This is a genomic window from Paenibacillus sp. FSL R7-0189, from assembly GCF_037969925.1.
Classification (GTDB): domain Bacteria; phylum Bacillota; class Bacilli; order Paenibacillales; family Paenibacillaceae; genus Paenibacillus_AQ; species Paenibacillus_AQ odorifer.
In genome coordinates, this window is sequence record NZ_CP150223.1 from 826,426 (window position 1) to 840,974 (window position 14,549).

Consider the following 14,549-nt stretch of genomic DNA (forward strand, 5'->3'; position numbering starts at 1 on the left):
TCTATCGAATGTAAGGTCTAGCTAAACTTGCGCATACTTCCAATTCCTCATGACCGGCCAGCTGAGGGCAAATGCTCTTCAGCTTCTGGCTGATCTTCATCACATCCGGAAGCGTGACTTTGGATAAACCCGCAACCTCCGTCAAGAACAAGGAATAGATCGGATTGAACTCGTTAATGAGATAGGTACCCCGTGGCTGGGCAAAATGATTGGATATGTCCATCAGACTGCGAATCCCTTCCTCCGTGTTCTTTGCATGGATGAACTCTCTGAACGATTGACTGACCCAGTTCACGATCGCTCGGTCTGATCTTGTGTAGCTAAGGAGCAGGCTCTCTTTCACTTGGCGTATGGCGGCGCCTTGCTGCATCGAGTTGACGAGAAGGTATACGTTATATGGACTATGATTCATCGTCTGCTCTAGCTGCTTCTGTAGAGTCGGGTCTAATTCTACTTCATTCACCATCACATATTTGTGCCCGGCAATGGACTTGAAGATCCAGCCCGACTTGGAGAACCCTTCCAAATCCTTATCCGATACATGCGGATGCAGGAATCGATGACAGAAGTCCGTAACGGCTTGATTGTCCCAACCCCATATGACTGTCGTGTCGAACTTCATACGCTCCGCATTCTGAACTTGTACGAAGGAGAAGATCGTGGCGAAATAAGACTTTACAATAAACTCGCTCAAATAGAAAAGAGACAGCACCGACGGCTTCACTTCGATAAAGGATCTTTCGGCTTCTGAGCGGTTATTAAACGATGCGGACGAGGGACTCTTCGGACGGCGCGCAGCCCTCTTCGTCGCATTAGAATCGGATCGAACGTTCTCAAGAGTCTCCGACAGCCCGGACTGCTTCAACGCTTGATAGATTAACATCAAGATCTGATCGATATCTTTTCTTTCCGTCACCGCATTCTTCTTTGCGATCAGATCATCTTCTCGGCGCTGCAGCTCCTCTTCGAACAAAGTAAGAAACTGCAGAACCCGGGTTTCACTGGTCTTCGTGAAGTGCTGCAGAGGTTCGGTCACGAGTCGAAGATGATTCATTAAGTGCTCGCGTAAGGCATCGAAGTCAATAATTTCAACGTCATAGATACGGTAGACATACCCCCAGTTCGTATCAAAGAGACTGCCGAACCACCGCTTCGCTCCGCCTAGAAACTCATCCGACTTCTCCCGCCTGCGCTCCTGCGTGAACCGTTTCTTCAGTTTGAAGGCATTCTCTCGCTTCTTAACAGGCAACATTTCCGACTTGTAATCGTCAAGATTCAAGTTCAGCTTACGGCAGCGTTCGATCAGCAATCGATCCAGCTGGCGCATGGCTTCAATGATGCTGCGCTCACAAGCCTCGGTCTGGCCCCTGAGCTGATCCAGAACCCGCTGCGCTTGACTCACATTCTTCTTATCCAGTTGCTCGATTTCATTGATGGTGGTGCTATACATAGCTGCTATTTCTTTGATCATTTGCTGCATCTTGCTCATGGTCTGATAGTACTTGTCATTCAGAGCAGCTTCCTGAGCTTTATCCGCTTGAATTTCTTGGAACATAGAATCGAATTGATTGTCTGCTTTCGTTCCTGTTCCATTCGAGGCTCCGGAGTTCATGCCTTCCATCTGGAATAGCTCATCGAAATGATGCTTGATCTGGCGAAGACGGTTCGCACGGAACACGGGCTTTAACACATCAACCTGCTCCTGTACGGAGCGGATCAGTGTATCAAAACGGGATTGCTTATACAGCGATTCCTTCTTCTGCACCTTACCGTCCAAGGCTTGCCTCGCCGATACCTGAACGATCTGCACTTGATTAGCCAGACTCGGACTGACTTTGCTGACGATTCGCTGAACCCGCTGTCGAAGATCATCCGCCACATCTTCAGCTCGCTTCAGAGTTTCCCCCCGAACGCCCTTCTTGGACACGACCGAGTCCAGCATATTCTGAATAATGATGAGGGGCTTGCTATGCTCGTGAATCGATTTGACAATCTTATAGGTGGATTCATCGGAGTTGGTCTTTAAGGTTGTCATGTACAAGCAGCCGTCGACATGAGGAAGCAGCGTCTCCATGGTCAGCGCCTCATGCCGCTCCAATCCGTAGGCTTCGAGGCCCGGGCTGTCGATAATCTTAATGGAGCTGTCTATAGCAAAATGAGGCGATTGAAGCTCGATCGAGGACACCAGCTTTCGGTTCTCGGGGTTAAATTTCTCATCGGCGTACCCTTCCAAGTCCATCGTTAGCCGTTTCCCTGTCAGCCGCTGCGATGGCTTCCCCTCAAAGTGGACTATCGCTTTCTCTTGGTCTCCACGCACACAGGTAATTAGAATGCCCGAGCTCGGTCTCACAGCGGCAGGCAGCAGCGCTTTGCCTAATAAGGCGTTGATGAAGGTAGATTTGCCGCTGCTGGTTACGCCGATCAAGCCTAGTTGAATGTGCGACCTGCTCCAAAAAACTTTCCTCTCCTCCAGCCAGCGAATATCGGACTGGAAGTAGTTCGATGCTGCAGAAGTCAGCCTACAATAATGGATTAATTGATCTACGAGTTCCAATTCGTTCAAACCATTCGTCCTCCAGTATTTCAAATCATTAACATCATCAATATAGTATAATAACATACAAGAATATAAGCCTATACTCTTTAATGAATCTTTAGACCCAACCTATTTTATCACAGGTAGAAGTCTGTGGTCTGTCACGGAACATTCGTTTGGTTTGTTCGCAAAAAAAGAACCAATCTTCATAACTGGTTCGGGCAAATCTTATATTGTATTCAATCGTCAAACCTTCTCAGTAACTATCCCGGATACAATGGGAATTGGACCGAGAGATCCTTCACCAAACCGCAAACCTTCTCTTGGACGTCTTCGTTTTGTTATTTATGATCTACAAGGGAGCAGTTTCTTGTAGGGGCCTAGGACCCAATAGAAATGCTTTCTTCAATCTCCCCCAATGGGGCGGTTTACCTTCTTTTATGAAAATCATCGAAAAAGCAATCGGTTAAAACCCGGTTGCTCTTCTTACGTTTAAATAGTATATAATTACTCAAAATGATGGATTTTAAAATAAGCCAAATGAAAAGCCAGCATATACCGTGTGACTTCCTTATTATAATTTTTGTAACACTAATGACATTAGGATCTCGTTTTCAATACAACGAGCAGCAAATGTGGCTAACCTTGTTCCTTTGATTGGACGATAGCACTCAATAGATTTAATCAGGCCGATTGTGCCAATGGAAATCCACACCCCAACAGAAAGAGTTGTCCAGTTCGAAGCCAAGTCTTTTTATTATCACAGAAAATGAAAATAGGCCCAGCTTCTAATGTCTGCTAAAAACCTTGGCAGCCAAGTTGCGTGGGCATAAAAAGTGTATATTTATTTTCTTATCTGAAACCCGCCGCGCTGCTCACCTCACCCAGTCTCTTCTTGGTCACTCAGCAGCTGGTCAATTTCCACAATTGCCTTAATATAAATCTTGAATGCGTCCCAGATCTGGCTGATGCGCATGGCCTCGTCCGGCTGATGGCTGCTCCCTTTTCCTTCGGGAAAAGGAGTCTGTACATCGGTGCGAAGCGGGCCGAAGGCTACTGTGCGCGGCAGCCATCTGGCATACGTTGCCCCACCCATTGCATAGGGCGCTTGCGACAAGCCCAGCTCACTGTTGGCAAGCCTGCATAAGGCCGCTATGATCAGGTCATCCTTGTCCATGTAGTGTGGCGGACTGTCCGTCCACTCAGTCAGTGACAGTCCATGCTGCCGCGAGTAGGCTGCCAACTGCTCCCGCAGCGCATCCGCGGATTGCGACAGACCGTAACGGACATCGATTCCGATCCGAACGGTTCCCTCATCCCACGCTACGATGCCGGCATTGCTGGTGGTAGGACCCGTTTCATCCCTGTGGGTGATACCAAGCCCCTCCCCGTAAGGGTCACCCAGCGCTTGTGACAAAAAAGTGAGCACAGCACGCGCCGCAGCATCCTCAACCAGCTCATGCGCAAGGACCGCCCCGGCCAGCTTTCTTGCCGCGTTTTGCGTCCCAGCAGGAAACGCCGCATGCCCGGCCTTACCCTGCGCGCGAACAACCGCTATCCCCTCTAGCTCCGCGACTTCAAACCCCTCCGACCGCAGCTTTTGCACTTCGTATGAGGTTAATCCGCGCAACCGGGCCTCCGCAACGGCGGGCACCATATTGTAATCCTCGCCAGCTTGAAAGGACAGCAACCTGTCGTCGGACGCGCTTCCAGTCACATCGGCTCGCACAATCCCTTTTTCCGCATAGCATACCGGATAATAAGCGTCAGCAACAATCCCGAAGGACGGCGACTGATGCTGGGACAGGAAATAGCGGATATCCCGCATGCCGCTCTCTTCGTTGACGCCCAGAAATACATAAGCATTATGATCCAGCCGCACGTTGGTCTCTTTGAAAAACTTCAGTACATAAAGCGCAAGCACAGCAGCCGATTTATTATCCATCGCACCTCGGCCAAATAGAAACCCATCTTTCTCGAACGGGGAGAAGGGCGGAAAGCTCCAGCCCCGCCCTGCGGGCACCACGTCCAGATGGGCGAACAAGCCGATGCCTTCCTCACTGTCTCCCAGCTGCACCTTAATGCCATAGCCAGCAAAAGCCGTTACCGACAAGTCTTCCCGCGCGGCCAACTGCTCCGCCTCACGCAATACAGCAGCGCATTCGGCACCAAAAGGCTCCGGGCTATCCGGATGAAAGGTGGTGCCCACGCTCGGCACACGAATCAGACGTTTGATATCTTCGAGAATCGCCGCTTGATGATCGGCTAGAAACTGTTCAACCTGCTTGTCCAGCTCCATACTGGTCATAATCGCTCACCCCTTTCAGGTTTACAGCTCGGCTACAAGTTCCAGCTTTTGTAGACGGAAATCCAGCTCAGCTATGACATTTGGCGGCAGTACTACCTCGGCACCGGCAATATTCTCATGAAGGTGCTTTTCCTTGCGAATGCCGCAAATCACATTGACATTGGCATGCTTGTTCAACAAATAGGCTACGGCAATAGAACTGGCGCTAACCCCATATTCACTTCCGATCTCAACCAGACCGCCGGCAAACTCAGTGGCCAGCTTCAGGTTGCGTCCATGCCACCAGGCATCGTTCTGGCGGGGATCGTTCGGCTCCAGCACATGATCAGGCCGAATATGTCCTGTCAGTAACCCTTGCGCCAGCGGCGAATACGCATGGAAGCTAATCTGGTGCTCGTTGCACAGAGGCAGGATCGCCTGCTCGGGTTCTCTGGACAGCATATTGAATTTTTTTTGCACGATTGAGATTTCACCATAATCGATGTAGCTCTGCACGTGATGCGGCTCGCAATTGGACGCGCCTATGGCGCGAATCTTGCCTTCCTGCTTCAGTTGCATCAGCACCTCGATCGTTTCTTCAATTGGTGTTAGAAAAGGCTCCATCGCCGGATTATGTGTATAGTAAATATCGATATAATCCGTCCCTAACCGCTTCAGGCTTTGCTCCACCTCCATGCGAATCGTTCGCGGGCTCAAATTCCGCTTCACGCGATGCCCGTCCCAGGTAAAACGATAACTGCCTTCCTCGTCACCCCACCACAAGCCGCATTTTGTCGAAATAATGACCTTATCCCGCCGGCCTTTGATCGCTTGCCCAACGATTTCCTCACTGTGCCCAAAGCCGTAAACCGGGGCAGTATCAATTATATTGATGCCCAGATCCAGCGCGGCATGAATGGCGCGAATCGATTGCGTATCATTGGTATCTGGGAACTGGAATCCTCCACCAATACCGAAAGCGCCGAAAGTAACGACAGAGGCTTGTATGCCGCTCTGTCCAATCTCCTTATATCTCATCGTGACTGTATCCTCCCACTTTATTGATTCGCCTGTGCAGCAACAATATCCAGCCGGAGCTGCCCACCTACACCCACATTTTCATCGGCGTGTTCTTTAATGATGACAATCGTTTTTACCTGCAAGCCGGAAAGCACCCGATCCGTAGTCTCCTGCAGATTACGAACCAAGTCCCGCTTCGCCTCAACTGGTTTTCCTGGTGCGGTGTATACAAAAAATGTAATTTCATAAAAGTCCTTAGGTGTTGTCGATGCCTGTGGAAGTTCGATCCAGGAGATAGTTCTTAGCTCCGGAGGCAGGCGAAGACCCGTTGTTACTGCCGTGCCCAACTCACTTACCAATTTTGTCTTTTGTTCTTCCTTCAGAGATGTCGTTGCGTATGCCAATACAGTTGCCATGGTTCAGCACTCCTTTATCATTATAGTTAGTTTTTTCAGACAAACGCTTTGCTTATTTCCGCATTCCCATTACTCAGGATGCATTATTCGTTATACGGTTTCTTGACTCCCTTGTACGTATCCAGCAGCCATTGCGAATATTCTTTCGAAGTCATCACCGATACGATAGCATCCAGCCATTCCTTATTCTTCTCTTCAGTTCCTTTCTTAATAGCCAGCAAAATACCGCCATATTGTTTGTACACCTCAGGTGTTTCCTGTAGCAGCGCCGTATCAATCGTCACCTGGGGATCATTCATTTGAGCTACCGTAATAGCCGGCGCAGTCATGGCGTCCAGATCAGCAAAAGCCCCTACGCGGCTGCGCGGATCAATTTCAACGAATTCGAGCTTCTTGCTGTTCTCGACAACATCGAGTACTGTTGGCAGGTCAATACCCTCGCGCAATTGGATTAGCCCATTGTCCGCCAATAGTTGCAGTTCTCGCGCCCTGTTGGCGGAATCGTTGGCAATGCCGATCTTCGCTCCTTGCGGCAGCTCATCCACAGTTTTGTATTTCTTGGATACGAACAGCACCGGTGTTGTATAAATATTCGGGCCATAAGCGACCAACTCTGTACCGTTGCTTTCATTGAAGCTGTTCATATATTTTTCATTCTGAAAATAATTGGCATCGATACTGCCGTCTGCAGTCGCATTGTTCAAGGCAATATTGTCATTGAAGACTTGCGTCTCAATTTGATAGCCTTCCGGCTTCAGCTTTTCGGCCACATAATCAATATCCGGCTGCTCCCTGGCAATCACGCCAATCACAATTTTTTGGGACTTTGCATCCGATTGTGCGTCGGAGGATGAGCTGGATGACTGAGAGCATCCGACCAGCAGCACAATGACAGTGGTCATGATCAGAATCAGCTTGGCAGTTGCCTGTTTTTTCATGTAAAACCCCTCATTTCTGATGTTTTATTTCAACTTGCGGTACAACATATTCCCGCCCAGTTGTATAAATTGAACAATAACAATTAAAATAACAACGGTTGTGTACATAATCGTGTCATTGAAATTCTGGTAGCCATAGGAAAGCGCAACTGCCCCCAGCCCGCCGGCTCCAACGGTCCCTGCCATAGCTGTAAAGCCCAGCAACGAAATAAAACCAATCGTTAAGTTTGAAATGATGGATGGAATCGCCTCACTGACAATAACGTTAAATGTTATTTGCCAATCGGATGCGCCAAATGACCTAGCAGCCTCGATCAGACTCGGATTCACCTCCTTAAAGCAGCCCTCCAGCAATCTCGCCAGTAACGGAGAGCCTACAATGGTAATGGAGAAAATGGCAGCTGTTGTACCAATGGTCGTCCCCACAACAAAGCGAGTTAACGGAATTATTGTAATAATGAGAATAATAAAGGGTACAGAACGCAGCACATTAATGATTGCGCTGAAGGTCTCGTAGACTGCTCGGTTGGGCCTGAGTCCTTTGGCATCTGTAGTAATGAGAATGAGTGCCAAGATGAAACCGAACAGGGTACAGGTCACAACGGTGCCGCCCAACATAATCAGCGTATCGCGCAGCCCCGGAAAAATGATTTTATCGAGCAGAGTCTGGTAATCGTACTGATACATTACAAATTCCTCCATTCCATGCCGCTCTGCTCCAGATAGGCCCTGACCTTGTCAAAATCTTGCCTGCTGACCGATAAGGTGAACGACCCCGCGATACTGTCCACATAACGGTCCAGTCCGCCCCATACAACTTCAAACGGCACCCCTGTTGACAAGGCGAAGCGGGAAAGCATGTCTTCCTGACCTGGTCGCTGAATAAGCTCAAACAGAATGTTATCCTCGCCAGTTTTCACTTCATGTGCGCCCAGGAAATCATTCAGATGACCGGAGTTTTCCAGGAAGATATCTTGCACCGCTCCGGCAGCCTGCAACTGACCCTTGCTAAGCACCGCGATGTTGTTGCAAGTTTCTTTTACCACTTCCATTTGATGCGTCACAATGACAATGGTGATGCCAAGCTCTTTGTTAATTTTTTTGAGCAGACCCAGAATGGATTTGGTGATGTTGGGATCAAGTGCGCTTGTCGCTTCATCACAAAGCAGAATGCGTGGGTTCATAGCAAGCGCCCGGGCGATGGCAACCCGCTGCTTCTGTCCGCCGGAAAGCTCGCGCGGCAGTGCCTTTTCCTTGTCTGTCAATTCCACGAGCTGCAGCAGCTCTTTCACGCGCGCATCAGCCACCGCTTTATTGTAGCCAAAGCATTTCATTGGAAACATAATGTTGTCATACACATTTTTTCGCTCCAGCAGAGAGAAATGCTGAAAGATCATGCCGATATTGCTGCGAAACTTGCGTAGTGTTGCTCCCCGCATGCTGCGGATTTCAACTCCGTTGACATGCAAGCTGCCGCGGTCAAAGGTCTCCAGACCGTTGATACAGCGCAAAAGCGTTGACTTGCCCGCGCCGCTCACCCCAACAAGTCCGAAAATATCCCCGTCCGTAATGTTGACATTAATACCAGACAAAACCTCCCTACCTCCAAATGATTTAAATAAATCACGAATTTCTATGCCTGAACCGACAAGCTCCGTAGGTTTGCCCTCCAGTTGTCCGACCATCCTATCCACTCCTTTCATGCACCCAGAAAATGCTTTTTTTAAATAAATTAGATCGATCTAATTTCAACCTAAAACAATTCCTATCAGTTTACTTTGATTTATGTTATCAGCTCTACAGTAGCCTGTCAACACTATTTTTTAAACCTTTCTGTCAAATGAATTATGATATACTGGAAGGTAGTTGAGAGGAGGATAAGTTTGTGGTTTCTAGAGAAAAAAGAGTTACACTACAAGATGTTGCCGATGATGCCGGCGTTTCGAGAGCAACCGCCTCTCTTGTCGTTCGCGGCAGCAAATCCATTAAACCTAGTACACACAAAAAGGTGCTGGACTCCATGGAAAAGCTCGGCTATGTATATGATCGCGTAGCCGCCAGCTTTCGATTACAGCGTTCCTCAACGATAGGCGTTATTGTCACTGATATCGAAAATCCGTTTTATCCACATATATTGACGCATATTGAGCATGTTCTATACGAACAGCGGTTCAATGTGCTGCTGGGCATGAGCTTTGAATCAACCGAAAAGCAGGAGCGTGTGCTGGAAACAATGCTTGAGCACCGTGTGTGCGGCATTATTATGACTCCTGTCGCCTCTACATCGCCCGCCCTGTTCACCAAATTGCAAAATCTAAACATCCCCACGCTGCTGATTGGACGTGAGGTTGATACCGTGAATACCGACTATGTCGGGACGGATTATCGGCTGGGAGCCGAAATGGCCGTGCGCCATCTCATCGAGCAAGGGCACCGGCGCATCGCTTATCTGGGCGGCAGCCCTCAGGGAAACACATCCTACAAGGAGCGTTTTGCCGGTTACTGCCAAGCCCTGCAGCAATTTGGATTGGAGATCGATCCCGCTCTAATCATTACAAGCCCGATCAACCGTGACGGCGGCACCCGCGCTGTGCAAGAGGCGATGCAGTTAAACAATCCGCCAACCGCCTGCTTTTGCAACAATGATGTCATTGCCCTGGGCGCCATGATCGGCCTGCAGTTGCAAGGACGTACGCCCGGGAAACATATGGCCATCGTTGGCTTTGACAATGTACAGGAAACGGAGACTGCCAAGCCTGGTCTAAGCAGCGTTTCCGTATTCCAGGATAAATGGGGAAGCGAGGCTGCCAAGCTGCTGCTCAAACGAATCAACGGCGATCAGTCAGAACCTACCAGAATTATTATTCCGCCTCAGCTGATTATACGTGAGTCTTCCACCAGCTATAGCGGCTTCCATTCATCCAGCCCTTTATAATCGACACAATCCGGATTCATTCTCCGGACTTGTGTTGTTTTTCCGGGAACTCCAATACTAATAAATTCTTTATTAATACTTTTGGTCTTTGTTCTTACCGGTCTTCTGAATTTCTTCTCAAGCGAACCTCTTACCTCAAATGAACATTATAAAAGAAATTAATTATTTTTACATATATATCTAGTTAATTCCACATTATTGATAAAGCAAGTACATGCTGTCCATTTTTATGTTAAACAATCCTCTTAGAGATCTCATCAACAAGTTGCCTAATCCCCATTCTTTTTGAGCTTTAATATCTCCTTCGGTTCGACTGTTAAACTTTGATTATTAAACCCATTAGTCCGTCTCTACATTGAAATATCATCACTTTCACTGCTCTTTACTTTTCTTAACAAAAAAGCAACTCCCTTATTGGCAAGTCGCTTCTAAAACACTCAATAGTGATTATTTAGTTATTATCTAAGACCCTACCGCTTAGCCTTATAAAACTCATGATACAGCTTCATCAGCGCCCTTTTTTCTATCCTCGAAACATAACTCCGCGAGATCCCCAACTCCTTAGCAATCTCCCGCTGCGTCCGCTCTTCCCCACCTGTATCCAATCCAAATTGGCCAAAGACAATATTATCTAGAATATTTTCAAAATACAAGAGTATCATTTATTGATAAAACAATAAACGTGCCCTTGCATATTGAAATATAGGAAAACACTCCTCAGTACTCTTCATATTTGATATAGAAGTGATAAAATATCGGCTGCTTCTTCGTCGACTAATTCTTGTTTTTCACGTTCAGTTGGGTTAAAGGCTAATCTTTTAAGGTCAGCTTCCATCTCCGATAATACAGTTTTCGGTAGATTTATAACCAACTTTACAAGTATTGAATATTTCCAACAGTCGTCATCAGAAGCGAGAATTTTCCTGAGATGAGGAATTAATTCCTTGCCTAACGGAAGCAGCAACTTCCCAATTTCTTTTGAAGTAGGCCAATTTGCATCTGCGGTCCACTCTAATAAATCAGGAATAATCGGTTTAATTAAATTTATATCCAATGCTTTTAATTTATTTACTGACTCGATATCCATTTTATCTTTCGGGATTAATCTTTTGATCTCCATCTTTATCCTCCTACCTAAAATCATATTGATAGGGTCGGCTCCATCCTTAAGCCTGAGTTTTTTTAACACTTCCTTAGCAGCCATATCAACTTCTAATTCCCTATCTAATGTAGTTGGGGTTTCAACAAGCTTGATTAAACTGACTTCTAGTTCAATAAGAACTCCAATAGGAAACTGAGGCAATAAATATTCTAAAACATTTAATTTCCAATCACTTTCCTCCCCTTCGAATATTCTATTGATGAGTGGAATAAGTTCCTTATTAAAATTAAGTAATAAATCCACAACATCTTCAAATATAGGAAAATTCCTATCCTTTAAATATATCGATAACCCTTCAATCAGATCTAAAAGATCATTTTTATTTAATTGCTTTAATTTTTTAATACTCTCATAATCCATTTTACTTAGAGGTAAATTCCCCATAATTGATTCCCTCCCTTTTTGGTAAAAAATTCATTTTTCAATCAAATTTAAAACTATTTTTGAACTTGGACTGGAACTGATATTTTCATAAGTATTTCTGTTAAATAGTATGGACTTTATTAGCATTTGTTTTTATATGGATATTTTGCGGAAATAAGGTATTTCCCGTAATTAAATCATTTATTTTATTTTGAATAGACTCATGATTATTAAGGGCATAGTGGTATGCATTCTTCGCTGTTTCAATAGATCTTAGAAGCGCTTCTTTTCCCGAGGCCAAGTACCTTTTCCACATAAGAGGCTTCCATAGCAACTCCTGCAAAGAAGCCTTCTCTCACTGGTAAGGGATTAGCCGGAAGTGGCTTAACGTAAGGTTCAACAAACTCGGGATAATCATCCTTCTTGTACAGTGATTCGAAAGAAATTTTGTCATCAAGGCTGAGCGTTTCACTAATAATGGATTTAAATTCATTTAATCGGTAATGAACTTCTTCATTATTATCTTTAGTTTCTTCTTTACGTCCTTCTATGTATAGCGCTTTTTCTTCTTTTTCATATGCCTTTTATTCACGTATCGACTGTTTAATGGCATGCTCTCATTCTCACATTCATATTGACGTTGCAGCCTTAAATTCCTTTATTGCTCACGAATTGCTACATTCCTTGATCTTTCAGCTGCACGCTGCGCTTTTGCTGTCTCTCTAATAATTTTATTAACTGTATTTCCAAAACTCCGTTCCACCTTTATCTTGCACTGTGACTTTCGCAAGTTGACCATTCCCATCGTACGTAAAGCGTGTGTGCTTTAATGCATCGTAGACGGAGGTTAGACGATTTAGAGCATCATAACTATGATCTCAACCACCGCCATACTCAGAATGTCAAATGCTAAATTACAAAAAATAAGCCACATAGAGTTATTACACTCGTATGTGGCTAAAGCACTACTATTCTTCCAAATAAGGTGATTCAAAACTCTCAACAAATAAACCTGAACTACTGATCTTTATTAAAGAATCTTTACATTCCTTCACACTCCCAATATACATGTAATAATCAAAACCAAAGTGAACAAACATCTCCCTACTTTGAAATTTACACCAAATCTTTTCTCTTAAAATTAATTGAGAAAGTAATTTCAATTCATACATAGAGATATAGTCGCCGTTTTTCACACTGTTATAAACACTTTTCATCTCGTCAGTGTAGATGTCACGGAATTCAGCTTTCTCCACGTCAAAATAATATTTTTCTAGATCTACTACTTGAATTGTGTTTAAGTTATTCTCATTCATTATTAAATTTATAGCCGTTATATATAATGATTCAGTTTCCAAATAATGTTCTAACAGGAATTTCTCAGCTGAAAATACTCTTCCCACTTCACTTATTGAAGTCCATTCTTCATTTTTATACACTCCTTTTATACGATTAGTTGGGTCAAATTTAGTAATCCTCCAAAAGAATTTGTACATTTCAATCTCCAATCCTATTTAATAACGCATCATAAGTACCCAAACGAGTATCTTTACTAGCTAAATATTCTGGTTTTGTAGCCATTTTCCATATACCTTCGATATGCGAATCAAGATCTTGGACAATATAGAGTTTACCATTTTTATACACTGGTTTATCCTTAATTTTTAATTTCGTCTTTGTAAAACCCAAATATTCCGCTAACATATCTGTTTCTTTATTTATTACTCTTAAGGCTTTACCGCTTACTTGAGTTTTTAGAACTTTATCTTTACTTCCACCGGCAAATAGACTTAAAGCAGCGCCAAGCATAGCATCGTCCATAGCTTGGACTCTTCCATAATCTCTCATTAATTGATTCTTTGCCGATGTAACCTGTTCCTTGCTACTTTCAGCTGATGTAGCCATATTAAAGAGATTCAGCCATTGCTTTCTGCCCTTTTCATCTAAATATTGAATAGGTTTTGATGAACCAAGATCGCTACAAATATCCCAATAGAGTTGTGATTTACTCCCAGCAATTCAAGCTGTTGTAAGCATCAAATCCACTTGGTTCTCAGTATAGTGTCCTGTTAGATCGACATGAGTTAACGGATTTCTCCACATACGTATACAAATTCAGTGTCAGCGGATTATCAATCTGCCCTTCATACGTATCCTCATTTAAAAACCGCCCTATACATTATTTTGCAAATAATAAGGGTAGAAAAGTCTCCATTGCCCGCCAGTTAGAGGCCGAGGCCAGCTATCGCTTTGAGCAATGCTATTTTTCCGCTGCCATTGGCTCCCTCCAGACCATACCAGCCTGGCGGCAAAGCCAGATTCACATTCCCTAGCAGCAGGTGACCATTATCTGCAAGAAGTTCAACCGCGGTAAGTTTTAGCTCAGCTCCTCGCACCACTCTTCCCTCCTATCCATATTGCTTGTAATAATGCCGATGGCACAGCAAAATACTTGTAATAACACAAAGCACTATTGCCAGACTAACAGCAACAAGCTTGCTTGCAAGCCAGTGTTCTGACCCGTATTCGCTGAACAGTTGAAATACGCCAAGCCTCTCGCCAGCGGAAAACTGGATGACGCCCACTGCGAGGACAGCCGCGGGATACGTCTTTCCGCGTTTTCTTTAAGGATCTAAGGTGCATTAGGATTTCGTTTTCAATACAACGTGCTGCAAATGTGGCCAGTTTGGTTCCTTTGTTCGGACGATAGCTCTCGATGGCTTTAATCAAGCCAATGGTTCCGATGGAGATTAAGTCCTCCATGTCTTCTCCGGCATTATCGAATTTTTGAGGTTGTGGTCACGATACGATGTCAAAATCCACTTTCTTGATAGAAAAGCGTTGATAGAAGTATGAAGGTTTTACCGGATGGATGGCTCTTTTTTTTGTTAT

The 14,549-nt window shown here is 45.1% G+C and carries 12 protein-coding genes and 3 pseudogenes; 1 reads left to right on the forward strand and 14 read right to left on the reverse strand.

What is annotated here, in order from left to right; all coding sequences use genetic code 11:
- Position 1: 1 nt before the first annotated feature.
- From MKY63_RS03485 to MKY63_RS03520, 8 genes and pseudogenes are all read right to left on the reverse strand, one after another.
- A complete protein-coding gene (locus MKY63_RS03485) occupies positions 2–2,563 on the reverse strand; it encodes a dynamin family protein (protein WP_076141129.1) in 2,562 nt (853 codons plus the stop codon).
- Positions 2,564–3,134: 571 nt separating this feature from the next.
- Positions 3,135–3,245: pseudogene (locus MKY63_RS03490) on the reverse strand (sigma factor); the annotation flags it as partial.
- A 171-nt stretch (positions 3,246–3,416) separates the two neighbouring features.
- Entirely contained in the window at positions 3,417–4,844 is a 1,428-nt protein-coding gene (locus tag MKY63_RS03495) for a Sapep family Mn(2+)-dependent dipeptidase (protein ID WP_036675834.1), read from the reverse strand.
- A 21-nt stretch (positions 4,845–4,865) separates the two neighbouring features.
- Positions 4,866–5,861, reverse strand: a complete 996-nt coding sequence (locus tag MKY63_RS03500) for an aldo/keto reductase (RefSeq protein WP_051490877.1) — start codon at positions 5,859–5,861, stop codon at positions 4,866–4,868.
- Positions 5,862–5,881: 20 nt separating this feature from the next.
- Entirely contained in the window at positions 5,882–6,259 is a 378-nt protein-coding gene (locus MKY63_RS03505; protein ID WP_036675836.1) for a tautomerase family protein, read from the reverse strand.
- A gap of 83 nt (positions 6,260–6,342) precedes the next feature.
- Positions 6,343–7,197, reverse strand: coding sequence for a MetQ/NlpA family ABC transporter substrate-binding protein (locus tag MKY63_RS03510; RefSeq protein ID WP_036675837.1), 855 nt, complete (start codon positions 7,195–7,197; stop codon positions 6,343–6,345).
- Between the two features lie 24 nt (positions 7,198–7,221).
- Positions 7,222–7,884 (reverse strand): methionine ABC transporter permease, encoded by a 663-nt coding sequence (locus MKY63_RS03515; protein ID WP_036675839.1) that lies wholly within the window; start codon positions 7,882–7,884, stop codon positions 7,222–7,224.
- Positions 7,884–8,882 (reverse strand): ATP-binding cassette domain-containing protein, encoded by a 999-nt coding sequence (locus MKY63_RS03520; RefSeq protein ID WP_051490878.1) that lies wholly within the window; start codon positions 8,880–8,882, stop codon positions 7,884–7,886. Before MKY63_RS03520 ends, MKY63_RS03515 begins: the two co-directional genes overlap by 1 nt.
- A 200-nt stretch (positions 8,883–9,082) precedes the next feature.
- On the opposite strand from MKY63_RS03520, the gene MKY63_RS03525 reads away from it, so the two are divergent.
- Entirely contained in the window at positions 9,083–10,132 is a 1,050-nt protein-coding gene (locus MKY63_RS03525; RefSeq protein ID WP_036675840.1) for a LacI family DNA-binding transcriptional regulator, read from the forward strand.
- Positions 10,133–10,602: 470 nt separating this feature from the next.
- Here the strand turns inward: MKY63_RS03525 and MKY63_RS03530 are convergent.
- The 6 genes and pseudogenes from MKY63_RS03530 to MKY63_RS03555 form a co-directional block, all read right to left on the reverse strand.
- Positions 10,603–10,758, reverse strand: a pseudogene (locus MKY63_RS03530) (sigma factor-like helix-turn-helix DNA-binding protein); the annotation flags it as partial.
- 101 nt (positions 10,759–10,859) lie between these two features.
- On the reverse strand, positions 10,860–11,678 hold the full coding sequence (locus MKY63_RS03535) for a DUF5071 domain-containing protein (RefSeq protein ID WP_051490879.1): 819 nt from the start codon (positions 11,676–11,678) through the stop codon (positions 10,860–10,862).
- Between the two features lie 947 nt (positions 11,679–12,625).
- Positions 12,626–13,153 (reverse strand): hypothetical protein, encoded by a 528-nt coding sequence (locus tag MKY63_RS03540; protein WP_036675845.1) that lies wholly within the window; start codon positions 13,151–13,153, stop codon positions 12,626–12,628.
- Position 13,154: 1 nt separating this feature from the next.
- Positions 13,155–13,562, reverse strand: coding sequence for a toxin C-terminal domain-containing protein (locus tag MKY63_RS03545; protein ID WP_076287132.1), 408 nt, complete (start codon positions 13,560–13,562; stop codon positions 13,155–13,157).
- A gap of 320 nt (positions 13,563–13,882) precedes the next feature.
- A complete protein-coding gene (locus tag MKY63_RS03550) occupies positions 13,883–14,053 on the reverse strand; it encodes a hypothetical protein (protein WP_155986522.1) in 171 nt (56 codons plus the stop codon).
- Positions 14,054–14,258: 205 nt separating this feature from the next.
- Positions 14,259–14,447 (reverse strand): annotated as a pseudogene (locus MKY63_RS03555) (sigma factor); the annotation flags it as partial.
- Between the last annotated feature and the right edge of the window lie 102 nt (positions 14,448–14,549).

Coding starts and splice junctions, on each gene's coding strand:
- MKY63_RS03545 (WP_076287132.1), bottom strand. CDS start 13,562: ATGGCTACATCAGCTGAAAGTAGCAAGGAACAGGTTACATCGGCAAAG.
- MKY63_RS03520 (WP_051490878.1), bottom strand. CDS start 8,882: ATGGTCGGACAACTGGAGGGCAAACCTACGGAGCTTGTCGGTTCAGGC.
- MKY63_RS03510 (WP_036675837.1), bottom strand. CDS start 7,197: ATGAAAAAACAGGCAACTGCCAAGCTGATTCTGATCATGACCACTGTC.
- MKY63_RS03540 (WP_036675845.1), bottom strand. CDS start 13,153: ATGTACAAATTCTTTTGGAGGATTACTAAATTTGACCCAACTAATCGT.
- MKY63_RS03515 (WP_036675839.1), bottom strand. CDS start 7,884: ATGTATCAGTACGATTACCAGACTCTGCTCGATAAAATCATTTTTCCG.
- MKY63_RS03500 (WP_051490877.1), bottom strand. CDS start 5,861: ATGAGATATAAGGAGATTGGACAGAGCGGCATACAAGCCTCTGTCGTT.
- MKY63_RS03495 (WP_036675834.1), bottom strand. CDS start 4,844: ATGACCAGTATGGAGCTGGACAAGCAGGTTGAACAGTTTCTAGCCGAT.
- MKY63_RS03505 (WP_036675836.1), bottom strand. CDS start 6,259: ATGGCAACTGTATTGGCATACGCAACGACATCTCTGAAGGAAGAACAA.
- MKY63_RS03535 (WP_051490879.1), bottom strand. CDS start 11,678: ATGGGGAATTTACCTCTAAGTAAAATGGATTATGAGAGTATTAAAAAA.